The 25,857-nt window shown below is 64.6% G+C and carries 29 protein-coding genes; 12 read left to right on the top strand and 17 right to left on the bottom strand.

Going from position 1 to position 25,857, the window contains the following annotated elements; all coding sequences use genetic code 11:
* Positions 1–153: 153 nt before the first annotated feature.
* Entirely contained in the window at positions 154–1,191 is a 1,038-nt protein-coding gene (locus RN01_RS24240) for a J domain-containing protein (protein WP_017513407.1), read from the top strand.
* A 57-nt stretch (positions 1,192–1,248) separates the two neighbouring features.
* On the opposite strand, the gene RN01_RS24235 is transcribed toward RN01_RS24240, so the two are convergent.
* The 6 genes from RN01_RS24235 to mltG form a co-directional block, all read right to left on the bottom strand.
* Positions 1,249–1,965, bottom strand: coding sequence for an ankyrin repeat domain-containing protein (locus tag RN01_RS24235; protein WP_017513406.1), 717 nt, complete (start codon positions 1,963–1,965; stop codon positions 1,249–1,251).
* Positions 1,958–2,755, bottom strand: a complete 798-nt coding sequence (locus RN01_RS24230) for a TatD family hydrolase (RefSeq protein WP_017513405.1) — start codon at positions 2,753–2,755, stop codon at positions 1,958–1,960. The genes RN01_RS24235 and RN01_RS24230 overlap by 8 nt, the downstream gene beginning before the upstream one ends.
* Before the next feature lie 165 nt (positions 2,756–2,920).
* A complete protein-coding gene (locus tag RN01_RS24225) occupies positions 2,921–3,331 on the bottom strand; it encodes a PilZ domain-containing protein (RefSeq protein WP_011516555.1) in 411 nt (136 codons plus the stop codon).
* A gap of 105 nt (positions 3,332–3,436) precedes the next feature.
* Entirely contained in the window at positions 3,437–4,450 is a 1,014-nt protein-coding gene (locus tag RN01_RS24220) for a DNA polymerase III subunit delta' (protein WP_017515036.1), read from the bottom strand.
* Between the two features lie 86 nt (positions 4,451–4,536).
* Complete coding sequence (gene tmk / locus RN01_RS24215) at positions 4,537–5,139, bottom strand: dTMP kinase (RefSeq protein ID WP_008650189.1); 603 nt, start codon at positions 5,137–5,139, stop codon at positions 4,537–4,539.
* A gap of 4 nt (positions 5,140–5,143) precedes the next feature.
* Complete coding sequence (gene mltG, locus RN01_RS24210) at positions 5,144–6,142, bottom strand: endolytic transglycosylase MltG (RefSeq protein WP_017515037.1); 999 nt, start codon at positions 6,140–6,142, stop codon at positions 5,144–5,146.
* Positions 6,143–6,328: 186 nt separating this feature from the next.
* Between mltG and RN01_RS24205 the strand changes: the two genes are divergently transcribed.
* The 3 genes from RN01_RS24205 (at position 6,329) to RN01_RS24195 (ending at position 8,582) form a co-directional block, all read left to right on the top strand.
* Positions 6,329–7,339, top strand: coding sequence for a folate-binding protein YgfZ (locus RN01_RS24205; RefSeq protein ID WP_024570246.1), 1,011 nt, complete (start codon positions 6,329–6,331; stop codon positions 7,337–7,339).
* A 19-nt stretch (positions 7,340–7,358) separates the two neighbouring features.
* Complete coding sequence (locus RN01_RS24200; RefSeq protein WP_011516560.1) at positions 7,359–7,649, top strand: DUF4936 family protein; 291 nt, start codon at positions 7,359–7,361, stop codon at positions 7,647–7,649.
* 78 nt (positions 7,650–7,727) lie between these two features.
* On the top strand, positions 7,728–8,582 hold the full coding sequence (locus tag RN01_RS24195) for an NRDE family protein (protein WP_017515097.1): 855 nt from the start codon (positions 7,728–7,730) through the stop codon (positions 8,580–8,582).
* A gap of 15 nt (positions 8,583–8,597) precedes the next feature.
* Here the strand turns inward: RN01_RS24195 and RN01_RS24190 are convergent, their stop codons facing one another.
* Entirely contained in the window at positions 8,598–9,041 is a 444-nt protein-coding gene (locus tag RN01_RS24190) for a GNAT family N-acetyltransferase (RefSeq protein ID WP_008650199.1), read from the bottom strand.
* 177 nt (positions 9,042–9,218) lie between these two features.
* On the opposite strand from RN01_RS24190, the gene RN01_RS24185 reads away from it, so the two are divergent.
* From RN01_RS24185 to denD, 7 genes are all read left to right on the top strand, one after another.
* Entirely contained in the window at positions 9,219–9,962 is a 744-nt protein-coding gene (locus tag RN01_RS24185; protein ID WP_024569881.1) for a FadR/GntR family transcriptional regulator, read from the top strand.
* 14 nt (positions 9,963–9,976) lie between these two features.
* The gene (ltnD, locus tag RN01_RS24180) at positions 9,977–10,888 is read left to right on the top strand and encodes an L-threonate dehydrogenase (RefSeq protein WP_080672789.1); all 912 of its coding nucleotides are present in this window, start codon (positions 9,977–9,979) and stop codon (positions 10,886–10,888) included.
* A gap of 22 nt (positions 10,889–10,910) precedes the next feature.
* Positions 10,911–12,179, top strand: coding sequence for a 3-oxo-tetronate kinase (otnK, locus tag RN01_RS24175; RefSeq protein ID WP_024569879.1), 1,269 nt, complete (start codon positions 10,911–10,913; stop codon positions 12,177–12,179).
* The gene (locus RN01_RS24170; RefSeq protein WP_017515737.1) at positions 12,176–12,814 is read left to right on the top strand and encodes an aldolase; all 639 of its coding nucleotides are present in this window, start codon (positions 12,176–12,178) and stop codon (positions 12,812–12,814) included. The genes otnK and RN01_RS24170 overlap by 4 nt, the downstream gene beginning before the upstream one ends.
* Positions 12,815–12,992: 178 nt before the next feature.
* A complete protein-coding gene (locus RN01_RS24165) occupies positions 12,993–14,351 on the top strand; it encodes an MFS transporter (protein WP_024569878.1) in 1,359 nt (452 codons plus the stop codon).
* A gap of 30 nt (positions 14,352–14,381) precedes the next feature.
* Positions 14,382–15,170 carry a 2-oxo-tetronate isomerase gene (gene otnI, locus RN01_RS24160; RefSeq protein WP_017512491.1) on the top strand — a complete coding sequence of 263 codons (789 nt, stop codon included), beginning with the start codon at positions 14,382–14,384 and terminating at the stop codon, positions 15,168–15,170.
* A gap of 64 nt (positions 15,171–15,234) precedes the next feature.
* Complete coding sequence (gene denD, locus RN01_RS24155) at positions 15,235–16,206, top strand: D-erythronate dehydrogenase (protein ID WP_039016778.1); 972 nt, start codon at positions 15,235–15,237, stop codon at positions 16,204–16,206.
* Positions 16,207–16,292: 86 nt separating this feature from the next.
* Here the strand turns inward: denD and RN01_RS24150 are convergent, their stop codons facing one another.
* The 3 genes from RN01_RS24150 to RN01_RS24140 form a co-directional block, all read right to left on the bottom strand.
* A complete protein-coding gene (locus RN01_RS24150; protein ID WP_017512492.1) occupies positions 16,293–16,730 on the bottom strand; it encodes a YbgC/FadM family acyl-CoA thioesterase in 438 nt (145 codons plus the stop codon).
* 57 nt (positions 16,731–16,787) lie between these two features.
* Positions 16,788–17,771, bottom strand: a complete 984-nt coding sequence (locus tag RN01_RS24145; protein ID WP_011516572.1) for a tripartite tricarboxylate transporter substrate binding protein — start codon at positions 17,769–17,771, stop codon at positions 16,788–16,790.
* Between the two features lie 131 nt (positions 17,772–17,902).
* Positions 17,903–18,913, bottom strand: coding sequence for an alpha/beta hydrolase (locus RN01_RS24140; protein WP_051068971.1), 1,011 nt, complete (start codon positions 18,911–18,913; stop codon positions 17,903–17,905).
* A gap of 164 nt (positions 18,914–19,077) precedes the next feature.
* Here RN01_RS24140 and RN01_RS24135 point away from each other — a divergent pair, with 164 nt between their 5' ends.
* The gene (locus RN01_RS24135; protein ID WP_017512494.1) at positions 19,078–19,599 is read left to right on the top strand and encodes an O-acetyl-ADP-ribose deacetylase; all 522 of its coding nucleotides are present in this window, start codon (positions 19,078–19,080) and stop codon (positions 19,597–19,599) included.
* Positions 19,600–19,629: 30 nt separating this feature from the next.
* Here the strand turns inward: RN01_RS24135 and RN01_RS24130 are convergent, their stop codons facing one another.
* From RN01_RS24130 to RN01_RS24100, 7 genes are all read right to left on the bottom strand, one after another.
* On the bottom strand, positions 19,630–20,550 hold the full coding sequence (locus tag RN01_RS24130; RefSeq protein WP_017512495.1) for an alpha/beta fold hydrolase: 921 nt from the start codon (positions 20,548–20,550) through the stop codon (positions 19,630–19,632).
* A gap of 81 nt (positions 20,551–20,631) precedes the next feature.
* The gene (locus RN01_RS24125) at positions 20,632–21,534 is read right to left on the bottom strand and encodes an SDR family oxidoreductase (protein ID WP_008650224.1); all 903 of its coding nucleotides are present in this window, start codon (positions 21,532–21,534) and stop codon (positions 20,632–20,634) included.
* Between the two features lie 67 nt (positions 21,535–21,601).
* The gene (locus RN01_RS24120) at positions 21,602–22,534 is read right to left on the bottom strand and encodes a glutathione S-transferase family protein (RefSeq protein ID WP_017512496.1); all 933 of its coding nucleotides are present in this window, start codon (positions 22,532–22,534) and stop codon (positions 21,602–21,604) included.
* Positions 22,535–22,552: 18 nt separating this feature from the next.
* Complete coding sequence (locus RN01_RS24115; RefSeq protein ID WP_008650227.1) at positions 22,553–23,386, bottom strand: class II aldolase/adducin family protein; 834 nt, start codon at positions 23,384–23,386, stop codon at positions 22,553–22,555.
* Between the two features lie 58 nt (positions 23,387–23,444).
* Positions 23,445–24,458 carry an NADP-dependent oxidoreductase gene (locus tag RN01_RS24110; protein WP_017512497.1) on the bottom strand — a complete coding sequence of 338 codons (1,014 nt, stop codon included), beginning with the start codon at positions 24,456–24,458 and terminating at the stop codon, positions 23,445–23,447.
* Between the two features lie 55 nt (positions 24,459–24,513).
* Entirely contained in the window at positions 24,514–24,945 is a 432-nt protein-coding gene (locus tag RN01_RS24105) for a PaaI family thioesterase (protein ID WP_024569840.1), read from the bottom strand.
* Between the two features lie 92 nt (positions 24,946–25,037).
* Positions 25,038–25,820 carry an SDR family oxidoreductase gene (locus RN01_RS24100; protein WP_024569841.1) on the bottom strand — a complete coding sequence of 261 codons (783 nt, stop codon included), beginning with the start codon at positions 25,818–25,820 and terminating at the stop codon, positions 25,038–25,040.
* Between the last annotated feature and the right edge of the window lie 37 nt (positions 25,821–25,857).

The following is a 25,857-nucleotide window of genomic DNA, read 5'->3' as shown; positions in this document are numbered from 1 at the left end:
GAACAGCGACAATGCTGAGCAGATCATCGCGGACATGTCTGTATTTGTTGGCTAGCCCGCATACCCGCCCGCCAATTCGCGTGAATACTTGAGAATCGCGGCGCCCTGCCGTTATTTGTCGTCGAACACCGATATTGCGTCCTTCTTTGCCTGATGCATACCCATTACGACAACCTCAAGGTCTCCCGCGATGCGCCCGCCGAAGTCATTCGGGCCGCATATAAATCGCTTAGCCAAAAGTACCACCCGGACAGGCACGCCGATAGCGAACAGGCCAATCGCATCATGCGGCTGCTGAACGCCGCGTACGACGTGCTGAGCGACCCGGCCAAGCGCGCCGAGCACGACCAGTGGATCGCATCGCAGGAAAAGCTGGACGCCGAACGCAGGCAGCGCCAGGCCCAACAGGCGGCAGCATCCCGCGCCGCCGCGCCGCCTCCACGGCCACAGGGGCGCCCCGCGCGTCCGGCACAGTCGGCGCAGGCATCGGCACGGGCCACCGGAGCCGCCGCACCCGGACAGTCCGCTGGCGACTCCGCCCAGAAGAAGAAGCGACGCAAACCCCGACAGGACGGCCAGCGCCCGGGCGAGCCGCTGGCCAGGAAATGGTCGCTCCTGCTCTATGCGGGCATCGGGGCCGCCATTGTCGTGCTGCTGGGAGACTGGGCCACGCCAACTCAGCCGGCCGTCGACAAGCCAGGCGCGGCGCTCGTCCAGCCGGCCGCGGCGGCGTCGATCGTCACCCCCGTCCCGGCCGACCTGCCGCGCGAGGCCCAATATTTGCGTCCGAGCCTGACTCCGCGCGGCCTGCCCTGGCCAACCAATTCGGGCTACCTGCCCGGCTATCCGGTGCTGAATACAAGCGGCCTGTCGACGCTGACCGTCGACAACTCACGCGGTCCGTCCGACGTGCTGCTCAAGCTCGTGGCCGTCAACGGCGGCATCCCGGTGCCGGTACGGACGACTTTCATCCCTGTCGGGTCTTCGTTCACGATGGACGCGATCACGCAGGGCAGCTATGACGTGCGCTACCAGAGCCTGGACACCGGGGAGATCTACCGGTCGGAGCGCTTCGTGTTCGAGGAAATGCGGGAGGCAGGCAGCACCAGCGCTGGCCGCAACGTGCTGACGCTGTATGCGGCACCCGGAAAGTCGCGGTCGGTCACGATCACCGAACGCGAATTCCCGTAATGAAAACGCCGCCCGGATGGGCGGCGTTTGGAAACGACTGCGTACCTGACAGCCTGGCTACTTCGCCTGACCGGCAGGCGGCGTCCAGGGCTTCGGCTTCGGTGCCGGCGGCGGCACCGCGCCATACAACTTCTGCCAGCGCGACTTGAGGCCGTCGGCAATCTCTTTCTGGTTGTACTGCTCGGCAAAGTCGATCACGGTCATGTTCTGCTGGTTCTTCAGGCGCATGTCCGCGCCTTCGTCGAGCAGCAGCTTGACGGTATCGATATGCCCACCGCGCGCAGCCATCATCAGCGGCGTGGTGCCGTTCGGGCTTTCCGCATCGATGTAGGCCGCATGGTCGACCAGATACTTCACGACATCGTTGTGCCCATTCGTGGCCGCGTAGTGCAGCGGCGCCCAGCCCTTCTTGTTGACCTCGGCCTCCATGCCGTCGACCATCAGCTTGACCATGTCCAGTTCGCCCTGCAGGCTGGCCATCATCAGCGGGTTCTCACCCGCCGGATTGGTCTTGTCAAAGTCAATGTTCTTGGCCTTGATCAGCGCCGTTGCCGCCTTGGTCGATTTCTCGCGCAGCGCCACCACCAGCATCGGATCGCCCCGGTTATCGACCAGATTCGGATCCACGCCACGCGCCAGCAGCTTCTGCACGGTGTTGGCGTCATCGAACTCGACGGCCTTGCGCATATCGTCGGCCGGAGCGGCCACGCTCGCGCAAGCCGCGCAGATCAGGGCCATTGCGGCGACCCCACGTCTGATCTTAAAGTCAAGCATGAGCATTCCTGTCTATGTGCTTGAATAAGCGGAAAAAATTATCCGTAGTTTGTTCTGCGATCATCTCCACGGGAACATCGCGCAGCTTGGCGATGAACTCGCCCACGTGACGTACCCAGGCCGGCTCGTTCGTCTTGCCGCGGTACGGCACCGGGGCAAGATAAGGCGAATCGGTTTCGATCAGCATGCGGTCGAGCGGGACCTTCTTCGCGGTTTCTTGCAGGTCGGCCGCGCTCTTGAACGTGACGATACCCGAGAACGAAATATGGAAGCCTTCGTCCAGCGCCTGCCGGGCGATGTCCCAGGTCTCCGTGAAGCAGTGCATGACGCCGCCAACCTCACCCGCGTTTTCCTCGCGCATCAGCCGCAGCGTGTCGTCCGCCGAGGATCGCGTATGGATGATCAGGGGCTTGCCAGTCTGCCGGGCGGCGCGGATATGGGTGCGGAACCGCTCGCGCTGCCACTCCATGTCCGCAATGCTGCGGCCGTTGAGACGGTAGTAGTCCAGCCCGGTTTCGCCGGTACCAACCACGCGCGGATGCGCCGACAGCGTGACCAGCCGCTCGAGTGTCGGTTCTTCGGCGCCTTCCTCGTAGTCAGGATGCACGCCGACTGAGGCATACAGGTTCGGATGCTGTTCGGCCAGCGCCAGCACGCGCGGAAAGTCCTCGAGCGTCACCGAGATGCAGAGGGCGTGCGACACCTGATTGGTCCGCATGTTCTCGAGCAACTGCGGCAGCCTTTCGGCCAGCTCGGGAAAATCGATATGGCAGTGGGAATCAACAAACATGGGGATATCTCAATCGAGCCGACGCCGGGCGATCATCAGGTCTCGCTCGACGCCACGGTCACCGGCCCGGCATCGAACGACGATACCCGCGGCAAAACCAAAAACATTCATAAATTACAACAAGTTGCGACTAATACTTCGCGCAAGACAGCAACTCCAGATGGATTACAGGGTCTGGGTCGGTCGCCCGGATTCAATCGTCTTGCCAAGAATCTCTTCCACCGCGCGCTTCAGCGAACGGCCAATATCGTCGTCCGGGAGATGCACCCCCACGCCGGGCGTCTTCATCGGCGTGCCGACCGGCGTGATCCACGCGACAGTACCTTGCACCTGATACTTCTGCGGGCGATCCAGCAGCGACAGCACCAGAAATACCTGCTCCCCAAGCCTGAACGGCCGGTTCGAAGGCACGAAAATCCCGCCGCGCGCCAGGAACGGCATATAGGCCGCATACAGCCCTGCCTGGTCCTTGATCGACAGTGACAACACGTTCGGGCGGCCGGTCGTCGCAGGATTGGGAATCGTGGCGGGACCGACCGCTGGTCGTGTCGGCGCCGCTATGGCTGGTGTGTTCATCTTGACCCCTTATTGCAGCGTTGCCCGCTTTGTGCGGGCTATTTGAAATTCGCTTTGTTCGACTTGTACCACGTGTGCGGCACGATTCCTACCGCGAGACGCACGCTAGCGGAACAATTGTCGGTAATCGAGCAACACCGACTCCATCACGAGGCGCGCGGCCAACGGATGGTTCTCATTGCGGCGATGTCCGACCAGCCGCGCGGCGAACGCCTGCAGCCGATGCGCGTCGGTTGCGCTGGCACAGCGGGCCAGTGCCGTCTGCTCCTTCGGGAAGTAACGTGCGGCACCCGTGCCCAGGCAGAGCGCCAGCAGATCGTAAGTCCAGCGTTGCAGGATGCCGAGCACGGCGGGAACCGGCAGCTTCTGCAATTGCTCCGCGGCGGCCAGGGCATCGAGCGCAGCCGCGCTACCGAGTTGGCCGACCAGCCAGCGCTGCAAGGGCTGTTCCTCGGCCTCGGCCGCGTGCAGCGCCGTCAGCGGCGCCCCCCCAGCCAGCGCCAGTTGCGCCTCCACATCGGCCACCCCTTGCCCGCGCAGCCAATCAAGCGCATCCGCGCCGGTCGGCCGCGTCATCGAGAACTGGCGGCAACGGGACAGGATCGTCGGCAGCACACGATCGAGGCGGTCCGTGACCAGCAGGAACACCGTGGATGGCGGCGGCTCCTCGAGCGTCTTGAGCAGCGCGTTGGCGCCTTCAGTCTGCAGCGCGTCGAGCGGATAGACCACCACCACGCGCAAACCCGCGCGGTGCGTGCCAACGCCCACCGCCTCGATCAGCGCCCGCACCTGCTCCATGCGGATAATCTTGCTGGGCGCCTTCTTCTTGCTGCTGCTCTCGCCATCGCCTTCGGCCTCTCCGGCACCGGCTTCCAGTGCCTCGGGTCGAACCACCGTGAAATCGGGATGGTTGCCCTGACCAAACCAGTGGCAGGCGCTGCAGGTATTGCAGGGCTGGCCATCGGGCAGCGCGCTTTCGCAAAGCAGGCCCTGCGCGAAGTGCAACGCCAGATCGCGCTTGCCGATGCCTTGCTGGCCGTGAAGCAGCAGCGCGTGCGGCAACCGGTCGCGTAGCGCGGTCAGCCGATGCCAGTCATCTCGTTGCCAGGGATAAAGCATTCAGGTTCAATCAGTTAGCGCAGCCATGTCATGTATTGTCGGAGTCATCGGTATCGACATCACAATACGAATATAGCTACTAGAAATCAAAGCGTTGCGAGGATTTCCTCGAGCGTCACACGAATCTCGTCGATCGAGCGCGTTGCGTCGATGACTCGAAAGCGTTGTGGCGCTTCCGCCGCACGACGCAGATATTCCGTGCGGGTGCGCTCGAAGAAGGCGCGGGACTCGGCCTCGAACTTGTCTGGCTCGCGGGCCCCGGCCAGACGCGCGCTTGCGGTTTCCAGCGGAACGTCGAATAACAGCGTCAGGTCGGGCTGAAGACCGCCCTGCACCCACTGCTCGAGCGCGGCCAGCCGATCGAGCGCCAGCCCGCGCCCACCGCCCTGATAGGCAAACGTGGCATCGGTGAAACGGTCCGAGATGACCCAGTCGCCGCGCGCCAGCGCGGGTTCGATGACTTCGGCGATGTGCTCGCGGCGCGCCGCGAACATCAGCAGCGCCTCGGTTTCAAGATGCATCTTCCGGTGCAGCAGCAACTGGCGCAGGTCTTCGCCCAGCGGCGTGCCGCCCGGCTCCCGGGTAGTGACGACATTTGCGCGCGCGCGCAGGCGCTCGGCCACCCACTCGATATGGGTGCTCTTGCCCGCGCCATCGATGCCCTCGAAGGTGATGAATTTTCCGCGCATGACCTTATGGTTTGCCGCGCTGGTACTTGTCGACCGCGCGATTGTGTTCGGGTAGTGAATTGGAGAAATGGCTGCTGCCGTCGCCGCGTGCCACGAAATACAAGGCGTCCGATGGCGCCGGCGTCGTGGCTGCGGCCAGCGACGCCAGACTCGGCAAGGCAATCGGTGTCGGCGGCAGGCCGGTACGGGTGTACGTATTGTACGGGGTGTCCGTCAGCAGATCCCTCTTGCGCAGGTTGCCGTCGAATTGCTCGCCCAGGCCGTAGATCACGGTCGGATCGGTCTGCAGCATCATGTTCTTGCGCAGACGGTTGACGAACACGGCCGCGATCATCGGGCGCTCCGCCGCCTGCCCCGTCTCCTTCTCGATGATGGATGCCATCACCAGCGCCTCGTACGGCGTCTTGTACGGCAGGTCGGGCGCGCGTGCGTTCCAGGCCTCGTTCAGGCGCCGCTGCATGGCGCGATACGCGTGCTTGTAGAGCTCGACATCGCTGCTGCCGCGCGCGAACAGATAGGTATCGGGAAAGAACAGCCCTTCCGGCGCGGATTCGGCCGCGCCGATCGCGTGCATCAAATCGGCGTCGGACATGCCCTGCGTATCGTGCTTCAACGCAGGGTTGGCATCCACGACCGCGCGCATCTTGCGGAATTCCCAACCCTCGATGACGGTCACGACGTAGTGCGTGACCTCGCCCCGGGCCAGTTTGCCGATCACGTCCAGCGGCGTGGCGCCAGTCTTGAACTGGTAGCCCCCGGCCTTGAGGTCCGGGCCGTGGCCGGTGATGCGGACCAGTATCTGGAACAGGCGCGGGTCCATGCCCACGCCACCGCGCTGGATCTGCCGACCCACGCTGAGGACGCCGGAATTCGGCTTGATGACGACTTCGATGGGGGATGTGGTCAGGCCGAGCGGCTGGTGAGCCCACCAGGCAAAGCCACCGGCAGCGGCCATGGCGAAGACCACCAGAACCCCGACCAGGCGCAGGAACAGACGTTTCATGTAGTAGCAAGCAAAGACCGGCCGCGATGTCCCCGCCGGCGGGTCGGGATCATGGTGGCAGCCGGCCGGAATGGCGACAGGCCCATATAATACCGGGAGCCTTGTGGCCGATGTGTCACCGCAAGTTACGAGAACGCGCCGCGCACGGCGCCGCCCCTAATTCATACGCCATTCAGGACCGTCTGCATGTCCTCCACCGAATTTCCGTCCCTCGACCAAAGCCTGAAATCCCTGCGCGCCGCCGGTATCGTCACCGCGCCGGGCGGACTTGGCCTGATCCGCGTGGCTGGCGATGATGCCGCCACTTTCCTGCACAGCCAGCTCACCAACGCCGTTGAAGACCTGACCGCGAGCACGGCCCGCCTGGCCGGCTACTGCTCGCCCAAGGGCCGGCTGATAGCCAGCTTCCTGATGTGGCGCGACGCCGATGGCATCGTGCTGCAACTCTCCGCCGACATCCAGCCGCCAATCCAGAAGCGCCTGACCATGTTCGTGCTGCGGGCCAAGGCGAAGCTGTCGGACTTGTCCGCCACGCACGGCATCCTCGGCATTGCCGGTGCAGGCGCGGAAGCCGCGCTACAACAGGCTGGCCTGCCCACTCCCCAGGCACCGCTGGCCACGGCATCCAACGACGACGTGACCGTGATTCGCCTGGCCGATGCCGACGGCGAGCCGCGCTGGCAGATCGTCGCGCCGGACGCGCGCATCGAAGCCCTGCAGCAATCGCTCGGTGCTACGCTGGCCGTCGCCTCGCCCGCTTTCTGGGACTGGCTCGATGTCGCCTCGGGCATCCCCCGCATCGCCGCGGCCACGCAGGAGCAGTTCGTGCCGCAGATGATCAACTTCGAACTGATTGGCGGCGTGAATTTCCGCAAGGGCTGCTATCCGGGCCAGGAAGTCGTAGCGCGTAGCCAGTATCGCGGCACGCTCAAGCGCCGCATGTGGCGCGTGCGTGGCACGGGCGATGTCCCGGCTGCGGCGACGGAGATTTTCCGCCCCGAGGATCCGGAGCAGCCGTGCGGTATGCTGGTCAACGCCGCGCCGGCACCCCAGGGCGGTTGGGAAGGACTGGCCGAATTGAAGATCGACGCCGCCAATGGTGCGCTGCATCTCGGCGCCGCAAGCGGACCTTCCGTGTCCACGGGTGCGCTGCCGTACGAAGTGCCACTGCCAAACGAGGCGGAAGCGGCCGGGTGACCGCCACGGGAGCATCGTCATGAGCGATCATCTCTACGTCTATTTCAAGGTGCCGGATGACCGGGCCGCAGAGGCTCTGCCGCATTGGCATCGCTGGATGGAAACGGTCGCCGAGGCGACCGGGGTTGGTGGTACGCTGATGCGCAGGCCGGAAACTCGCGCCGGCCTGCAGACATGGATGGAGTGTTACGCCGACGTCCCCCCTGCATTCGACGCCGCGCTCGATGGGCTCTGGCGGCAAAGCGGGCTGACGCAGTGGATTAGCGGCGAGCGGATGAGCGAGCGGTTCGTCGATCTCGACGTACTCTGATTTCGCGCCCGCGCCACCGCGCGAGTCACACGGCTTACGTGATTCGCGCGATGCCGAACCAGCTGTAAAGGAAGGAATATGTGTCTCATTCTGGTTGCCTGGCAATCTCACCCGGACTATCCCCTGGTGGTTGCCGCCAACCGCGACGAATTCTATGCCCGCCCTGCCGCGCCCGCGGACTGGTGGCGGGATGCCCCCGGAGTGCTGGGCGGCCGCGACCTCGCTGAGGTCATCGGTGACGCCGGCACATGGATGGGTATTGCCGGTGCCCAGCACGGGCAGGACACCCCTGTCGGCGCAAGGTTCGCCGCCCTGACCAACTATCGCGCGCCTTCGGAAAAACGAACCGATGCCCGCTCACGCGGCGAGCTGGTGGCGCATTTCCTGCGCGGCGATCAACCGCCGGCCGACTATCTGCACGACCTGGCCGGAGCCCACGGCGCCTACAACGGCTTCAACCTGCTGGCCAGCGATCTGCATGACCTCTGGTGGTACAGCAACCGTTCGAAGTCCCGCGTGCCACAGCGGCTCAAGCCGGGCCTGTATGGCTTGTCAAATGCGCTGCTCGACACGCCCTGGCCCAAGGTGCGCAGCCGCGTGGGCGCGATGTGCGAAGTCCTGGCAGCCGATCGCGGCCAGATCGGATCGAACGTGGAGTCGTACCTGCAGTTGCTTGCGGAGGATCGGCAGGCGCCCGACTGGGAACTGCCGAGCACGGGCGTAGCACCCGAATGGGAAAAGCTGCTGTCGTCGGCATTTATCCGTTCGCCGAACTACGGCACGCGTGCCAGCACCGTGCTGCGCGTCATGCACGACGGCCGCTTCGACTTCGTCGAGCGCAGCTTCGATGCCGATGGCCAGACCGGTGAGGTCTCCTATCGCGGACGACTCAATCTGGCACGCGACACGGGCACAGTACCCGCGCCGCGCTGACTGTCTCCGAGCGGATCAGCGGATCCGCTTGCGCATCTCGATGTGCGGGATGCCGGCTTCCTCGAACTCGTCACCCACCTGCTCGAAACCTACCCTCGCGTAGAACGGCGCTGCATGGGTCTGGGCGTTGAGGATCAGTTCGGGATAGCCCAGTTCGGTGGCCTTGGCCATCAGCGCATCGAGCACCTTCGCGCCCACGCCGGTGCCGCGCGCGGACTTGAGTACCGCCATGCGGCCAATGTGGCCATCCGGCAGCAGGCGGCCAGTGGCCACCGGCACGCCATCCACGGCGAATGCCAGCGCGTGCCAGCTCGGCGCATCCATCTCATCCCACTCCAGTTCTACCGGCACACCCTGCTCCTCGACGAAGACGGCGTAGCGGATTGCCCGGGCGCGCTCGCGGGCTTCTTCCCAGAGGCAGACCAGTACGGGGGCGGCGGTTGGCGTGGATGCGGACATGGTAAGGAGCGGTTCGAAGAGCCTGAAAGGAGGCGCAATGATACGCCCGGTGGCATCAAGGCGCCGCGCTGCGTTGTGCGATTACCGGTCATACGACGCACCACCATAGGGATTACCCTCCTGCCATCCTTCTGTGAAATTTGTATGATGACATGACTACCCGATGACGTGATGACGATGTTCCAAAAGATTCCTGCCCGCGCGCTGACCGACAGCGTTGCCGAACAACTGCTCGAGAAGATCGAGGACGGCATGTTTCCGCGCGGCGCCAAGCTGCCCACCGAGGCTGTGCTGTCCGAGGAGTTTGGCGTGAGCCGTACCGTGATCCGCGAGGCCATCGCGCGACTCAAGTACGAAGGCCTCGTGGAATCGCGCCAGGGTAGCGGCGTGTTCGTGACCGAGCAGGCCGGCATCCGACCGCTGCGCATCGACTACACCGACGTGGGCACGCTCGAATCGGTGCTGCAGATCGTCGAACTGCGGCGCTCGATCGAAGCCGAAGTGGCCGCGCAGGCCGCCCGGCGCCGTACCGACGCGACCATGGCCAATATCGACGCCGCGCTGGCACGCATCGACGCAGAAGTGGCCGCTGGCGGCGATGGCGTCGATGCCGACGTCGGCTTTCATCGCGCCATCGCCGAAGCCACCGGCAATCCGTATTTCCTCAAGACACTGGCATTCCTGAGCCAGTACCTGGAAACGGCCACCCGCGTTACGCGAACCAACGAAGCGCGGCGCGAGGATTTTTCGCGCCAGGTACGGGAGGAGCACCAGGCCATCGTCGCCGCCATCCGCGCCGGCGACCCCGATGCCGCGCGCAACGCGGCCCAGAACCACATGTACAACGCGGCGCGCCGGCTCTCCCAACTGGGCGAGGACGATTCCGCCGCTGGCCAGCAGCCGGCAGGCCCGTCGCACTAACGCACCAAACACGCATTCAGGAGTTATCCATGTCCAGGAATATTGGCGTCATCGGCTTGGGCGCGATGGGCTACGGCGTGGCGCAATCGCTGCTGCGCGCCGGTTTCAACGTTCATGCATTTGATTTGCGCGACGAGGTGCTGCGCCGCTTCGCGGAAGCCGGTGGCACGCCCTGCGGCAGCCCGGCCGAGCTCGGCGAGCGTTGCGACGTGGTGATCACGCTCGTCGTCAACGCCGCGCAGACGGAAACGGTGCTGTTCGGCGAGCAAGGCGCCGTGTCGAAAATGGCGGCAGGCAAGCTCGTCATTGCCAGTGCCACCGTGCCGCCCGGATTTGCCGAAGCGCTCGGCAAGCGCCTGGGCGAACGTGGCCTGGTGATGCTCGATGCCCCCGTATCGGGCGGCGCGGCGCGCGCGGCCAGCGGCGAGATGACGATGATGACCTCCGGTCCCGCCGAGGCCTACGCCATGGCCGAGGACGTGCTGGCCGCGATGGCCGGCAAGGTCTATCGCCTGGGCGACGCGCATGGCGCGGGCTCGAAGGTCAAGATCATCAACCAGTTGCTGGCGGGCGTGCATATCGCCGCAGCAGCCGAAGCGATGGCCCTGGGCCTGCGCGAAGGCGTGAACCCCGACGCGCTCTACGACGTGATCACGCATAGCGCCGGCAACTCGTGGATGTTCGAGAACCGGGTGCCACACATCCTGGATGGCGACTACACCCCGCTGTCCGCTGTCGACATCTTCGTCAAGGACCTGGGCATGGTGCTCGATACCGCGCGTACCAGCAAATTCCCGCTGCCGCTCTCGGCCGCCGCGCACCAGATGTTCATGATGGCATCCACCGCCGGACATGGCAGCGAAGACGATTCGGCCGTGATCAAGATCTTCCCGGGCATCGACCTGCCCGGCCCGAAGGCCAGGTAACCCAAGGCAAAGGAGTCAGACGATGAATCGTCCTCTGCTCGGCTGTATCGCCGACGATTTCACCGGCGCCACGGATCTGGCCAACACGCTCGTCCGCAATGGCATGCGGACCGTGCAGACAATCGGCGTGCCGGCGTCCGCGGTGGAAGCCGATGCCATCGTCGTGGCACTGAAATCGCGCACGATCCCGGCCAGCAACGCGGTGGCGCAGTCGCTCGCCGCACTGCACTGGCTGCGCGAACAAGGCTGCCGCCAGTTCGTGTTCAAGTACTGCTCGACGTTCGACTCCACCGACGCCGGCAATATCGGCCCCGTGGCCGAAGCCCTGCTCGACGCACTGGGCAGCGACTTTACGATTGCCTGCCCGGCCTTTCCGGAGAACGGCCGCACGATTTTCCGCGGCCATCTGTTCGTGGCGGACGCGCTGCTCAACGAATCGGGCATGGAGCACCATCCGCTTACGCCAATGACCGACGCCAACCTCGTGCGGGTGTTGCAGGGCCAGAGTCAGGCCAAGGTCGGTCTGTTGCGCTACGACACCGTCGCCCAGGGCGCGAACGCCGTGCGCGCGCGCATTGACGCGTTGCGTGGCGAGGGCGTGAAGCTGGCGATCGCCGATGCCATTTCCGATGCCGACCTGTTGGCGCTGGGCGAAGGTTGCGCCGCGCTGCCGCTGATCACGGGCGGCTCGGGCATCGCGCTGGGCCTGCCCGAGAACTTCCGTCGCACCGGACTGCTGCCTGCGCGCACCGACGCCGCAGAAGTCCCGCCCGTGCATGGTCATGGCGTGGTGCTGGCGGGCAGCGCATCGCGTGCCACGAACGGCCAGGTGGCGCACTGGATCGCGCAGAAGCGCCCCGCCCTGCGGATCGATCCTCTGCGTCTGGCGCGTGGAGACACGGTCATGGAGAACGCACTGGCCTTCGCGGGCAATCACGGCGAGCCGGTGCTGATCTATGCCACCGCCCAACCCGATGAAGTCAAGGCCGTGCAGGCCGAACTTGGCGTCGCCCGCGCAGGCGAGTTGGTCGAGCACGCGCTGGCGAGCATCGCCGCTAGCCTCAAGGCACGCGGCACGCGGCGCTTCGTGGTGGCCGGCGGCGAAACCTCCGGTGCCGTGGTGCAGGCGCTGGGCGTGCAGTCGTTGCGCATCGGTCCGCAGATCGCGCCAGGCGTGCCGGCGACGGTCACGCTGGACGATGCGCCGCTGGGACTGGCACTGAAATCCGGCAACTTCGGCGGCGAGAACTTCTTCGACGAAGCGCTGCAAGCACTGGGGGCACCGCAATGAGCAACGAGAGCGCACTGCGCGAAGAGATCTGCCGCGTCGGCGCCAGCCTGTTCCAGCGTGGCTACACGGTGGGCACGGCGGGCAATATCAGCGCACGGCTCGACGATGGCTGGCTGATCACGCCCACTGACGCCTGCCTGGGCACGCTCGATCCGGCCAGGGTCGCCAAGGTGTCGCCCGATGGCGGCTGGGTGTCGGGCGACAAGCCGTCAAAGACGTTGACGCTTCATCGCTGCGTCTACGACAACAACCCGAACGCGCACGGCGTCGTGCATACGCATTCCACGCATCTGGTGGCGCTGACGCTGGCCGGTGTCTGGCACCCGGACGACGTGCTGCCCCCGATCACGCCGTATTACGTGATGAAGGTCGGCCATATCCCGCTGATTCCGTATCACCGCCCCGGCGACCCGGCCGTAGCCGCGCGCGTGGCCCAGCTGGCTAATGAGGTGCGCGGTGTGCTGCTGGCACGGCTGGGGCCGGTGGTGTGGGAGGACAGTGTGTCACGCGCGGCCTATGCGCTCGAAGAGCTCGAAGAAACGGCGAAGCTCTGGATGATGCTCGGCGAAAAACCTGCCCCGCTGGACGAGGCCGCGCTGACGGAACTGCTCGATACGTTCAAGGCGAGGTGGTGACACACGACTGATTTGTTTTTTCCCCTTTCCCGCACAGTGGGCGAGGGGCCGGGGAGAGAGCCAGCACATCCCCAGGGCAACTCCGCAAAACAAAGCCCCTGCCCTCTCCCAAACCCTCTCCCGCCATGTGGGAGAGGCAGCAAACCGGCTGCACTTTCCATACACGTGGAGACTTCCAATGACCGCTTCCAACCCCGCGGTGGGGACCCCTGTTGCCGACGCCCGGCTGGACGCCGACGGCACCATCGAAAAACGCGCCTACAACAAGGTGTTCTGGCGCATCATGCCGTTCCTGATGCTCTGCTACGTGATCGCGTATCTCGACCGCGTCAACGTCGGCTTTGCCAAGTTGCAGATGGCGCAGGACCTGCAGTTCTCGGAAACCGTGTTCGGCCTTGGCGCCGGCCTGTTCTTTATCGGCTATTTCCTGTTCGAGGTGCCCAGCAACCTGCTGATGCACCGCATCGGCGCGCGCATCTGGATCGCGCGGATCATGATCACCTGGGGCATCATCTCGGCCGCCTTCGTGTTCGTGCAGACGCCAACGCAGTTCTACGTCATGCGCTTCCTGCTGGGCTTGGCCGAAGCGGGCTTCTATCCGGGCGTGATCCTGTACCTGACGTACTGGTATCCCTCGCACCGCCGCGCCAAGATGATCGCGCTGTTCATGTCGGGCATTCCAGTGGCCGGCATGTTCGGCAACCCGCTGTCGGGCTGGATCATGGATGCGTTCCACAACACCCATGGCTGGACCGGCTGGCAATGGATGTTCTTCATCGAGGCCCTGCCCGCCTTCGCGATCGGCATCGCGACGATTTTCGTGCTGCGCGATGGCATCGACCGCGCCCCGTGGCTCAGCCCCGATGAAAAGCACGTGCTCAAACGCAACATCGAGGACGACGAGCGCGCCGCGTCGGCCGCGGCCGCCACAGGCGGCCAGCGCAACCTGCATTCGCTGGGCGCCGTGTTCAGCGACAGCCGTGTGTGGTGGATGTGCCTGATCTACTTCTGCTTCGTGACCGGCCAGTACGCGCTGACGTTCTGGATGCCGACGCTGGTCAAGGCCAGCGGCGTGACAGGCAACTTCAACATCGGCCTGCTGTCCGCCATCCCGTTCCTCTGCGCCATCGTCGTCATGAACATCCTGGGCCACAGCGCCGACGCGCGCCGCGAGCGCCGCTGGCACCTGATCGTGCCGGCACTGATGGGTGCCACGGGCTTTGCGATTGCGGCGTCGTTCACCCACAATACGACCGTGGCCATCGCAGCGCTGTCGCTGGCCGCCGCTGGCGTGCTGACTTGCGCCCCGCTGTTCTGGTCGCTGCCGACCGCGTTCCTGAGCGGCATCGCCGCCGCCTCGGGTATCGCCGTGGTGAACTCTGTGGGCAATCTGGCAGGCTTCGTATCGCCGTATATGGTCGGCGCGCTCAAGGACATGACGCAAAGCACGCAATTGCCGATGTACGTGCTGTCGGCGATCCTGGTCGTGGGCGCCCTGCTGGTCTGGCTGACCCCGGCGAAGCTCGTCAACCGCTGATATCGAATCTGAAGCTCAAGGAGACCTGACATGCCGCGCTTCGCCGCGAACCTTTCGATGATGTACACGGAGCACGACTTTCTGGACCGCTTTGCCGCCGCGGCAAAGGACGGGTTCCAGGCCGTCGAGTACCTGTTCCCGTACGACCATCCGGCCGCCGAGATCCGCAAGCGGCTCGACGACCACGGCCTGACCCAGGCCCTGTTCAACGCGCCGCCCGGTGACTGGGGCGCCGGCGAGCGTGGGATTGCCGCCCTGCCCGGCCGCGAGACCGAGTTCCGCACGGCGTTCGCGAAGGCCCTCGAATACGCTGCCGTGCTCGGCAACGACCGCGTGCACGTGATGGCAGGCATCGTGCCGGCCGACGCCGACGCCGACCACGCCCGCTGCCGCGCCGTCTATATCGAGAACCTGGCCTATGCCGCTGCCTCGGCCGCGTCGCACGGCATCACGGTGCTGATCGAGCCGATCAACACCCGCGACATGCCGGGCTATTTCCTGAACCGCCAGGACGAAGGCCAGACCATTTGCCGCCAGGTGGGCGCGGCCAATCTCAAGGTCCAGTTCGACTGCTATCACTGCCAGATCGTCGAGGGTGATATCGCGAAGAAGCTCGAACGCGACTTCGCGGGGATTGGCCATATCCAGATCGCCGGCGTACCCGAACGCCACGAACCCGATATCGGCGAACTGAACTACCCGTACCTCTTCGACGTCATCGACCGGCTCGGATACACGGGCTGGATCGGCTGCGAATACCGCCCGCGCGCCGGCACTTCGGAAGGTCTGGGCTGGATCAAGCCCTGGCTGAAGCGCTGATTCGGGCCTGTCACGGCCGCTCCCGCTCCGTACCGACCACGCCAATGACGAACACTCCGCAACCATGAACGTACTGATTACCGGCGGCGCCGGCTTCCTGGGCCTGCAACTGGCCCGTCTGCTGCTCAAACGCGGCACGCTGAACCTGGATGGCAAGGCCGTCACGATCGACCGGCTCACGCTGCTCGACGTGGTGGCGCCGCAGATCGACGATGCCCGCGTGCGCGCGGTGACGGGCGACCTGTCCGATCCCGCCGTGCTGGCGCAGGCCATCGACCGCGATACCGGCGCAATCTTCCATCTGGCCGCGGTAGTCAGCGGTCAGGCCGAGGCCGATTTCGACCTGGGAATGCGCGTGAACCTTGACGCCTCGCGCGCGCTGCTGGAGACGTGCCGCCAGTTGGCGCATGCGCCGCGCGTGGTGTTCACCAGTTCGGTCGCCGTCTATGGCGGCAAGTTGCCCCCGGTGGTGCAGGACGACACCGCGCTGAATCCGCAATCATCGTACGGCGTGCAGAAGGCCATCGGCGAATTGCTGCTGTCCGACTACAGCCGACGCGGTTTTGTCGATGGCCGCGTGCTGCGGCTGCCGACGATCAGCGTGCGACCCGGCAAGCCGAACGCCGCGGCGTCGTCGTTCGCCAGCGGCATCATCCGCGAACCGTTGTCGGGCGTGGCGGCAAATTGCCCCGTGGCACCGGAAACGCCGCTGTGGCTGCTCTCGCCGCGCGGCGCGATCCAGGCGCTGGTCAACGGCATCGAACTCGATGGCGCACGCTTCGGCAATCGTCGGGTGGTGAATCTGCCGGGACTGTCGGTCACGGCGGCACAGATGGTGGAAGCACTGCGGCGCGTGGCCGGTGACGCGGTGGCCGATCGCGTGACGTGGGAACGCGAAGAGCGCATCGAGAAGATCGTCGGCACGTGGCCGGCGGCGTGGGATGTGTCGCGCGCGCGCGAACTGGGTTTCGAGAGCGACGCGAGCTTTGACGACGTGATTCGGGCTTATGCGGAGGATGCGGCGGTCAAGCTCTGATCCGGTGAGGTCGCGGTTGACAGGATTGACAGGCTTGCCCTCTGCCGCGCGCGGCAGAGGGCAAGCACATCAAACATCATCCCAACTCACGCAGCAGGCTTCACAGTCTCCCACGCTTCGATCCGCTCCCGCACCGATGCCGGGATTGGCGCCGATTTCTGCGTCTTCGGATCGGCGCAGACATAGACCACCTCCCCGGTGATCAGATGCTCGTCGCCGCGATACATTTCCACGCGGAACACCATGCTCGACCGGCCCAGCCGCGCCATGCGGCCGCGAATATCGAGCATCTCGTCAAACCGTGCCGATGCGTGGTACTCCAGCGTGGACTTGACCACAAAGATGTCCACGCCGTGGGCGCGCAACAAGTCCTCCGGATAGCGCACGCCAATCGCGCGCCAGTACTCGGTCGAACAGATATCGCAGTAAGTCAGATAGTGGGCATTGAAGACGATCGATTGCGGATCGACCTCGGCCCAGCGCACGCGCAACGGCATGCTGAGATGAAAATCCTCTTTGGCCATGGGGGGCGAAGCTCCAGATGAACGGGCGCCCCGTGGGACGCCCGTGTTCTACGTACCTTACTGACCCTTGCCCAGGCCCAGTTTCTCGATGATCGCGCGTTCGCGCTTGACCGTATCGGCGGCAAACGCCTGATACTGGCTGCTGCTCATGTAGTTCGGCTCCATATCGAACTTGGCCAGCGATTCGCGGTAGTTCGGCATCTCCATGGCCTTCTTGAACGCGTCATGCAGCTTCTTCACGATCGCCGGGTCCGTGCCCTTGGGGACGACCAGACCGAACGGCGAAGCCTGGACGATGCCCATGCCCAGTTCCTTCAGCGTCGGAACGTTCGGGAAGCGCGGCGAGCGCTTCTCGCCCCAGGTGGACAGCAGGCGCAGCTTGCCGGATTCCACGTACTGGGCCCAGGCCGGGGTATCCGCCACCGACATTACGTGGCCACCCAGCAGCGCCTGCATCGATTCCGAGTTGCCCTTGTACGGAATATGCGAGAACTGCACGCCCTGGCGCATGGCCAGGTCTTCCATGGTCAGGTGGAGCGTGGTCATCGTGCCCGGCGAACCGTAGGTCAGCTTGCCCGGATTGGCCTTGGCGTAGGCGATGTAGTCCTGCATCGTCTTGATCGGCGAATCGGCCGGCACAACCAGGCCAAACGAGTAGCCCGCCAGGTTGATCACGTAGGTCAGATCCTTGACCGGATCCCAGTTGATCTTGGTGGTGTACGGCAGACGGAACACCGGCATGGACACCTGGGCCAGCGTGTAGCCATCGGGCTGGGTCGACTGCATCATCTGCGCGGGCAGCACGCCGCCGGCGCCGGGCTTGTTCTCGACGATCACGGGCTGGCCCAGGATCTTCGATGCATTCTCGGCCAGCACACGGAACGGGATGTCCGTCGAGCCGCCGGCGGTATAACCAACGACCAGACGGATCGGACGTTGCGGGAACTTGTCCGCCTGGGCGTGAGCCGGCATGGCGGCAAAGCCGGCCGCGAGAGTGGCGGCGAGCAGGCTGGCGCGAGCGATAAATTGGCGGCGTTGCATGTGTTGAGTCTCCTTCTGCTACAAGAATGCGCGATTGCGACTTGGTTTGAATCGTGAATCGGGGCTTCCCGCCCGTTTTTCTATGAACGGGTCAGATACTCGAAAGAGCCCAATGGCGCGAGGCCGGGGCCCTATATCCCGAACGCCCTTCGCAGAGCGGCCGTGGCATCCGCATGGGCGCCTGCCACCGCGCCGATAAAACGTCCGAGCTTGAAAAAATCGTGAATCATGGTGGGGTAGTCGGTCAGGCTGGCCACCACCCCCGCTGCTTTCAGCTTCGCGGCATAGGCCACGCCCTCGTCATGGAGCGGATCGTAGCCGGCCACCGCAATCCAGGCCGGGCAGCAGTCCCGCACGTCGGCACCTTCGCCGCCCCCGTCCAGCGGAGCAAACCGCCAGTCGTCACGGCTGGCGTCGAAATCCAGGTACTGCGAAAAGAACCACTGGATCATCTCGGCGGTCAGCAGATAACCCTCGGCCAGCGCACGATGCGATGGCGTATCCTGCCGCGCGCAGGTGCCCGGATAGATCAGCATCTGCAGCACCGGCGCCAATCCGTGGTCCCTGGCTTCTACTGCGCAAGCCGCCGCCAGCGTTCCACCAGCACTGTCGCCGCCCAGCGCGATACGCGTGGCGTCGGCGCCAATGCGCGCGGCTTCCTCGAACACCCAGTGCAGGACGTCGAAAGCATCGTTGGCGGCCACCGGAAATTTCCACTCCGGGCCCAGCCGGTAATCGACCGACAGCACCAGGCACTCCGCGCCATTGCAGAACATCCGGCACAGCGAATCATGGGAGTTGACGCTGCCCACCGTGAAACCACCGCCATGGAAGTACACCAGAAGCGGCAGCGGATCGGCCCAGCTTGCCTCGCGCGGTGAGTAAAGCCGCACCGGAATGGCATGGCCGTCGCGCGCGGTCACCTGAAAATCCTCCACGCCGTGCACTGGCGCGGGCGACAGGTCCAGAATCGGCGCGCTCTTCTCGTACGCGATCTTGGCGTCAACCGGGTCCATCGTATGGATGGCCGGCCGCTTTGCTCGCGCGATCAGGTCGAGCAACTGGGCGACCTGAGAATCCAACGGCTGCGCGGGCATGTACGGGTGTTCTATTTCTGAACGGTCGTTCGATTTCCATATCATGCCAGTGATTCCGTAGAGCAGCATTACGTATTCAAGCGTTTATCCTCGCACAGACACACCTTTTGCGCGATGATCGGCCACACAGCGAAACGCCGTTTCGCGGCGTATGCTTGAGAACGGGCGCCATGTCATGGCCGCCCCAAACCCGGAGACCAGGAGACACCATGACAGGGGAACACTTGCAGGTCGTGCACGGCGATATTACCCGTATGGAAGTGGATGCCATCGTCAACGCGGCCAATAGCGGCCTGCTGGGCGGTGGTGGCGTCGATGGCGCGATTCATGGCGCGGGTGGCCCGGCCATCATGGACGCGTGCCGCGCGATCCGTGATGCGCAAGGCGGCTGCCCGACCGGGGAAGCCGTGATCACCACCGGAGGCCGGCTGCCAGCACCCTATGTCATCCACGCCGTGGGGCCGGTCTGGCATGGTGGCGGCAAGGAAGAGGAGACGCAGCTGGCGAGCGCCTACCGCAACAGCATCCGTCTGGCGGGCGAGCACAATCTGCGCACGGTGGCATTTCCGAACATCAGTACCGGCATTTATGGCTTCCCGCGTGAGCGGGCCGTGGACATCGCCATTGCCGCGGTGCGCGAGGCACTGCCGAAGTCCCCGTCGATCGAGCAGGTCACCTTCGTCTGCTTCGATGACGAGAACTATCGGCTCTATCGGGAGCGCTTGAGCTAAGCCCGGCGACAGGACCGGGAAGCTACGGGACTAGGGCAACGCACTGCGGATCAGCAGGTTCACGCGCTCCGGCTGTTCGTGGATGATCCAGTGCGTGCCCTCCGGAATGCGCTCGAGCCGCATGTCCGGCACGAATTCCTCCAGCCCGTCGACCAGCGATTTCGGCAGCGCCCGGTCGCTCTCGCCCCAGATAACCAGCGTGGGCACCCGCACGATGTACGCAGATGGATCGAGGCGCGAGATGTCGGGCGCCGGTTCTCCCGGCAAGGGCGGGTGCATCGGCGATGCCCGGTAGTAATTGACACCGCCAGTCAGCGAATGCGAGCCGCCATCGCCCGGTTGTGACCACGCCGCGTGATACTTCGCGCGAGTCTCACCCACGAACCACGCCGGCACCGTGGAGGCATCGCCGGTCAGCATCTTTTCCAGCAATGCGAAGTCGTTGGCGGCCATGGCCTGTTCTGAACCCGGCTTGCGCAGCCAGTTCATATAGGCCGAGGCCTGCTGCTGTGCCGGGTCACTCGCCAACGCCCGCGCGAACACATAGGGATGCGGCGAGTTGATGATCACGAGCCGCTCGACCACTTCCGGGAACTGCGCCGCCAGGTTCCAGCAGAGCGCGCCGCCCCAGTCATGCGCGACGATGACGCACCGCTCATAGCCCAGCACGCGGATGAACTGCACCAGATCCTCGACCAGATGCTTGGGCTTGTACGCTGCCACATCGGCAGGCTTGCTGGACAGATTGAACCCGCGCAGGTCCGGCGCAACCGCAAAATGCGTCTGGCCGAACTCTGCGAGCTGGTTTTCCCACTCGTACCAGAACTCCGGAAAACCGTGCACGAACAGGATCAGCGGCCTGCCCTGCTCGCCCGCACTCGCGTAATGCAAGCGCGTGCCGTTGGGCAGGTTCGCAAACTGCCGGTGGTGGATCACGGCGGGTGCAGTCATCATGGTCTCCCTGGCGGTCTCGGCCATATCGGTTGTCCGGTTCGTCCTGTTCGTGTTCGTGTACGCAAGTTCCTGGCCAGCTCAGCCGCGCAGCGCGGCGATCAGGCCCGCCCGCACTTCGCTCTTGTCACCGAACGGATCGCCCGGATTGCGCTGGTTGACGATCTCCTCCATGCGCCGCTGGACGGAATCCAGCGATTGCGGGTGGGAGTAGATATAGAAGCCATCCTCGCGGATCGCATCGAACGTCATCTGCGCCACGTCGGCCGCACTGACCTTGCCCGAACTGACCGCCTTGTCGGACAGCGCCTGCGACACCAGCTGCGAGCGCGTGGGCGGTTGATCGTTGGCCATATTGGCCGGCCGGTTACGCTGCGACTGGCTGATGCCGGTGGGCACGTAGAACGGGCACAGCACCGAGCAATGCACCTGGTCCGTGACCAGGCTCAGATCCTGGTAGAGCGTCTCGGACAACGCGACCACCGCATGCTTGGAGACGTTGTACACGCCCATGGCCGGCGGATTCAGCAGGCCCGCCATCGACGCGGTATTGACGATATGCCCCTGATAGCCAGGGTCCTTGCGGGCCGCCTCCAGCATCAGCGGCGTGAAGATCCGCACGCCATTGACCACGCCGTAGAGATTCACGCCGAGCACCCAGTCCCAGTCCTTCTGCGTGTTTTCCCAGATCAGGCCGCCCGCGCCCACACCGGCGTTGTTGAACAGCAGGTTGACCTCGCCAAACGCCGTCATCGCGGCATCGGCCAGCGCCTGGACTTCCTCGGCCTTCGACACGTCCGTGCGCAACCCGATTACCTGGGCGCCCTGCGACTTGAATTCGGCCACGGTGCTGTCCAGCGAGTCCTCCTGGACGTCCGCCAGCACCAGCTTCATGCCCAGCGACGCACCGATTCGCGCGAACTCCTTGCCGAATCCTGAAGCACCGCCGGTAATCACTGCCACCTTGCTTTCGAACTGCTTCATGAAACGTCTCCCTCTACTTGTCGTTCGTAGTGTTCGTAGTTCTTGTCTGGATGGGCTGTGCCTATGCCTATGCCGCTTGTACCTGGTAATGCTGCCGCGGGAAATGCACGTTGACGGCGCCCGCGCGCGGGTCTTGCCTGCGGATCGTGACCACATCGGCGGAAAGCGTCATGAGCACTCCGGCCACAGGATCCTTCGCGTAGTCAGTTGGCGTAACGGTCACCGCATCACCGGCGGCGAATCCGCTATCCGGCTGGATCGTCGTGTCATGCGCCAACGGATCATTGTGAAGTGCCTCGGCCAGCGCATCCTCGCCCGGTATCACGCGCACCTTGCCGTGTCCGTAGGACTGCATGCGCGCATACCACTCCTTGACCAGCGGATAGGCATCGAGGATCGCGGCCAGTGCCGTGGCGCGGCGGATGAACCAGATGTTGTGGTACAGCGAGAAATCTGCCACTGACAGCATCGGGCCAGCCACATGGAGCACGCCGGCCGCGAACTGTTCCTGCAGCCGCGCGAAGGTCTCGTGCAGCATCGCGTCGGCTTCAGGCAGTGGCATACGTAGCGCATTGGTATCGCCACGCATGGCCTTTCGATCGGCGACGAAGGCCTTGATCTGGTCCGGCGTCAGATGCGCGAGCATGGCCTGCATGCCAGCAGGCTGCATGGTGTAGGTGACCGACGCCGTAAACAACGCGCTGTCGAACCAGGCACCCATGACGCGGGACGCCGCCGCCTGGTCGGGCGGATACAGCGGCGGCAGCGGCGCCATCCGGTCCAGAACCTCGCAGATCAGCGCCGTATCGCAATAGATGTCGGCGCCGATCTGCATGACCGGCGTGCGCCGGTACCCGCCGGTCAGCGCGACCAGATCTGGTTTTGGCAGGATCGGTGGAATTTCCACCGCGCACCAGGACAGATCCTTCGCGCCGAGCAGCAGGCGGATCTTTTCCGAGAAAGGCGACGTGGCGTACTGATGAAGAATGATGTCGGGCATCCGCGCCTCCCGTTGGAATCAGTCGAGCAGGTCCGGCTGCTCCTTCACGATGCGCGCATAGAGCGGCTGGAACTGGAACCACCCCGCCTGCGACGTACCGACGATCGAGTACGCCTGACGTGCGGCGGCGTCGCTGATCGCCTTCGGCACGTCACCGGTACGCGCAGCCGCGGCCTCCGCCAGCAACTGCACCTGGCACGACCGCTCCATCGTGATGAACCACCACGCGGCTTCGTCGACGGTCTTGCCGACGGTCAGGAGGCCGTGGTTCTGGAGGATCGCTGCCTTGTTGTCGCCTAGCGCGTTGGCAATACGCTGACCTTCGTCGAGCTCCACCACCACGCCACCGAAATCGTCATACAGCGCGTGGTCGTTGTAGAAGGCGCAGACGTCCTGAGTCAGCGGATCGAGCTTGCGCCCGAGCGTCGACCACGCACGGCCAAAGGTACTGTGCGAGTGCGCGGCGGCCACGGCATCCGAGCGGGTCTGATGCACGCGCGAGTGGATCGCGAATGCGGCGGCGTTGACCGGATAGTCGCCCTCCACCACGTTGCCGTGGTGGTCGCAGCGGATCAGGTTCGACACCTTGACCTGGCTGAAATGCACGCCGAACGGATTGACCCAGAAGGTATCGCCAAACTCAGGATCGCGCGCGGTGATATGGCCGGCCACGCCTTCGTCGAAACCGAACTTGGAGAACAACCGGAATGCTGCCGCCAGCCGCTGCTTGCGATGCAGGCGCTCCTCGGCCGGTGTGGCGAACTGGGGCGGGCGCGGCAGGTTGCGATAGCGGGCCTTGACCTCTTCCGAGAGACCGGCGCCGATCTCATCCTTGGCTTGCGGGGCATTCATGGTTGTCTCCTGTGCTTTCTTTGTCTATTTGCGGGGGTGTACTGCGTCGAAGGCGGCCTTATGCCAGCTTCACGAGCTGCTTGCCGAAGTTCTTGCCCTTGAGCAGCCCGATGAATGCCTCGGGAGCGCTGGCCAGACCTTCGGCAATGCTCTCGCGGAACTTGATCTTGCCCTGCGCGACGTGGGTACCCAGTTCCCGCAGTGCCTGCGGCCAGAGTTCCATATGCTCGGACACGATAAAGCCCTCGATCTTCGCGCGCGCCACCAGAATCGCGCGCGGATTGCGAATCGGCATGTCCTGGCCGTCGTAGCCAGCGATCAGACCGCAAACCGCGATGCGCGCGAACGGGTTCAGGCGGGACAGCACGACGTCGAGGATGTCTCCACCAACGTTCTCGAAGTAGCCGTCGATGCCCTTCGGCGTGACCGCCTTGACCATCGCGTACAGTTCCTTCGCGTCCTTGGCGGCCTTGTAGTCCACGCAGGCATCGAAGCCAAGCTCGTTGACCACGTAGTCGCACTTTTCCTTGCCGCCGGCCACGCCTACCACGTAGCAGCCGACCAGCTTGGCAAGCTGCCCCACCACGCTACCCACCGCGCCAGACGCCGCGCTGACAACGACCGTCTCGCCGGCCTTCGGCGCGATGATCTTGTTCAGGCCATACCAGGCCGTCACGCCCGGCATCCCCACCGAACCCAGATAGGCGGACAGCGGAATGTGCGTGGTGTCGACCTTCTGCATCATGCCGCCGTCGCTCACGCCAAGCTCCTGCCAGCCAAACATGCCGATGACCTTGTCACCGACGCTCCACTTGGGATTCTTGCTGGCGATGACTTCGCCGACGGTACCGCCGATCATCACTTCATTGAGCGGCTGCGGGTCGGCGTACGACTTGCTATCGCTCATGCGCCCGCGCATGTACGGGTCGAGCGACAGGAAATGATTGCGCACCAGCACCTGGCCATCGGCCAGTTCGGGCACCGGCAATTCCTCGATGCGGAAATTGTCGGGGGTGACCGCTGCTTCCGGGCGCGAAGCCAGGACGATACGCTTGTACGTTTGCTTCGACATGATCGGTTCCTTCGCTCGTTTGAGGTTAGAGAGGTATTGCGCTGGCGCGACGGGATCAGCCGTCCGCGCCCGAATCGGCCGCGCCGGATTCCCGCTTGGGTGGCACGCGCTTGATGTACTTGAATGTCCCGGATGCCTTGGCGACGATCTTGCCTTCCGCGTCGACAATCTCGCCCTCGCAGAACACCATGGTCGAGGTGCGATGCACGGCCAGGCCGCGCGCGAACACCTTGCCGCGCCCGGGGGCCATGAAGCTCGTCTTCATTTCGATCGTGACCACGCCACGGCCTTCGGCATCCAACGAACGTCCGGCGATGGCCATCGCCACGTCGAGCAGGGTCATGGTCACACCACCGTGGGCCATGTCCCAGCTGTTCTGGTGGCGCTTCTGCAGGTCGAGTTCGATCTCGCTGCGGCCGTTCTCCATGAAATTGCAGAGTACGCCGAGATCAGCGAGGAATGGGATGGTGAGTTGGCGTTGCGTCATATCCTTGGGGGCAGTGAAAAACAGATTGCGCAATTATGCTCTTTGTCTGCTTCCCTTTCCCGCATGCTGGAAAGGGAAGCAGCCGCGCGTGATCAGACTGCGCTGACGCCCCCATCTACCGCCAGGATCTGGCCGGTGATGTGCTTGCCGGCATCCGAGGCAAACAACAGTGCCGCGCCCTTCAGATCGTCGCCATCGCCCAGGCGATGCAGCGGAACCCCTTCGCACATTTTGTCCACGCCCATGCGGTCCAGCGACCCCTGCGTCATCTTCGACGGGAAGAAGCCCGGAGCCAGCGCGTTGACGGTGATGTTGTGCTCGCCCCACTCGCCTGCCAGCGTGCGCGTGAAGTTGACCACGGCGCCCTTCGACGTGTTGTAGGCAATGGTCTCCATCGAACCCGGCGGGTTCCCGGCCAGGCCCGCGATCGACGCGACGTTGATGATCCTGCCACTGCGACGCGGAATCATCGACAGCTTGCCAATCCGCTGCGTCAGCAGGAACAGGCCGCGGATGTTCAGGTTCATCACCTTGTCCCAGGCCTCGACCGGATGATCCTCGGCCGGCGCGCCCCAGGTAGCCCCGGCGTTGTTGACGAGGATATCGACGTGTCCGAGCTTCGCCAGCGCCTCGTCGGCCAGCCGGGCAATTTCGGCATCGCGCGAGCCATCCGCGGCGATCCATTCCGCCGCAATACCACGCGACTTCAGGTGTTCCTGCGCGGCCTGCAGTTCATCGGCCTTGCGGGCCGACAGCACCACGCGGGCGCCCTGTTCACCAAGTGCTTCGGCAATCTGCAGCCCCAGGCCGCGCGATCCGCCAGTTATCAGCGCTGTACGGCCCTTGAGGTCGAACAATTGCTGGATGGTCCTCATGTTGTCTCCCGTTTTATCCTTCTTCGCCGCTATAAAA

The organism is Cupriavidus sp. SHE, from assembly GCF_000812445.1.
GTDB lineage: Bacteria > Pseudomonadota > Gammaproteobacteria > Burkholderiales > Burkholderiaceae > Cupriavidus > Cupriavidus metallidurans.
The sequence above is the reverse complement of the archived record's forward strand: the minus strand, read 5'-3'. Positions and strand labels throughout refer to the sequence as shown.

Bases quoted from the DNA above. Each gene is read 5' to 3' on its own strand.
- denD (WP_039016778.1), top strand. From the start codon at position 15,235: ATGAACGTACTGATTACCGGCGGCGCCGGCTTCCTGGGCCTGCAACTG.
- RN01_RS24220 (WP_017515036.1), bottom strand. From the start codon at position 4,450: ATGCTTTATCCCTGGCAACGAGATGACTGGCATCGGCTGACCGCGCTA.
- RN01_RS24140 (WP_051068971.1), bottom strand. From the start codon at position 18,913: ATGATATGGAAATCGAACGACCGTTCAGAAATAGAACACCCGTACATG.
- tmk (WP_008650189.1), bottom strand. From the start codon at position 5,139: ATGCGCGGAAAATTCATCACCTTCGAGGGCATCGATGGCGCGGGCAAG.
- RN01_RS24195 (WP_017515097.1), top strand. From the start codon at position 7,728: ATGTGTCTCATTCTGGTTGCCTGGCAATCTCACCCGGACTATCCCCTG.
- RN01_RS24145 (WP_011516572.1), bottom strand. From the start codon at position 17,771: ATGCAACGCCGCCAATTTATCGCTCGCGCCAGCCTGCTCGCCGCCACT.
- RN01_RS24150 (WP_017512492.1), bottom strand. From the start codon at position 16,730: ATGGCCAAAGAGGATTTTCATCTCAGCATGCCGTTGCGCGTGCGCTGG.
- RN01_RS24240 (WP_017513407.1), top strand. From the start codon at position 154: ATGCATACCCATTACGACAACCTCAAGGTCTCCCGCGATGCGCCCGCC.
- RN01_RS24185 (WP_024569881.1), top strand. From the start codon at position 9,219: ATGTTCCAAAAGATTCCTGCCCGCGCGCTGACCGACAGCGTTGCCGAA.
- RN01_RS24205 (WP_024570246.1), top strand. From the start codon at position 6,329: ATGTCCTCCACCGAATTTCCGTCCCTCGACCAAAGCCTGAAATCCCTG.
- otnI (WP_017512491.1), top strand. From the start codon at position 14,382: ATGCCGCGCTTCGCCGCGAACCTTTCGATGATGTACACGGAGCACGAC.
- RN01_RS24230 (WP_017513405.1), bottom strand. From the start codon at position 2,755: ATGTTTGTTGATTCCCACTGCCATATCGATTTTCCCGAGCTGGCCGAA.
- RN01_RS24190 (WP_008650199.1), bottom strand. From the start codon at position 9,041: ATGTCCGCATCCACGCCAACCGCCGCCCCCGTACTGGTCTGCCTCTGG.
- RN01_RS24120 (WP_017512496.1), bottom strand. From the start codon at position 22,534: ATGCCCGACATCATTCTTCATCAGTACGCCACGTCGCCTTTCTCGGAA.
- otnK (WP_024569879.1), top strand. From the start codon at position 10,911: ATGAATCGTCCTCTGCTCGGCTGTATCGCCGACGATTTCACCGGCGCC.
- RN01_RS24225 (WP_011516555.1), bottom strand. From the start codon at position 3,331: ATGAACACACCAGCCATAGCGGCGCCGACACGACCAGCGGTCGGTCCC.
- RN01_RS24125 (WP_008650224.1), bottom strand. From the start codon at position 21,534: ATGAAGCAGTTCGAAAGCAAGGTGGCAGTGATTACCGGCGGTGCTTCA.
- RN01_RS24100 (WP_024569841.1), bottom strand. From the start codon at position 25,820: ATGAGGACCATCCAGCAATTGTTCGACCTCAAGGGCCGTACAGCGCTG.
- mltG (WP_017515037.1), bottom strand. From the start codon at position 6,142: ATGAAACGTCTGTTCCTGCGCCTGGTCGGGGTTCTGGTGGTCTTCGCC.
- RN01_RS24110 (WP_017512497.1), bottom strand. From the start codon at position 24,458: ATGTCGAAGCAAACGTACAAGCGTATCGTCCTGGCTTCGCGCCCGGAA.
- RN01_RS24135 (WP_017512494.1), top strand. From the start codon at position 19,078: ATGACAGGGGAACACTTGCAGGTCGTGCACGGCGATATTACCCGTATG.
- RN01_RS24235 (WP_017513406.1), bottom strand. From the start codon at position 1,965: ATGCTTGACTTTAAGATCAGACGTGGGGTCGCCGCAATGGCCCTGATC.
- RN01_RS24165 (WP_024569878.1), top strand. From the start codon at position 12,993: ATGACCGCTTCCAACCCCGCGGTGGGGACCCCTGTTGCCGACGCCCGG.
- RN01_RS24200 (WP_011516560.1), top strand. From the start codon at position 7,359: ATGAGCGATCATCTCTACGTCTATTTCAAGGTGCCGGATGACCGGGCC.
- RN01_RS24130 (WP_017512495.1), bottom strand. From the start codon at position 20,550: ATGACTGCACCCGCCGTGATCCACCACCGGCAGTTTGCGAACCTGCCC.
- RN01_RS24105 (WP_024569840.1), bottom strand. From the start codon at position 24,945: ATGACGCAACGCCAACTCACCATCCCATTCCTCGCTGATCTCGGCGTA.
- RN01_RS24115 (WP_008650227.1), bottom strand. From the start codon at position 23,386: ATGAATGCCCCGCAAGCCAAGGATGAGATCGGCGCCGGTCTCTCGGAA.
- RN01_RS24170 (WP_017515737.1), top strand. From the start codon at position 12,176: ATGAGCAACGAGAGCGCACTGCGCGAAGAGATCTGCCGCGTCGGCGCC.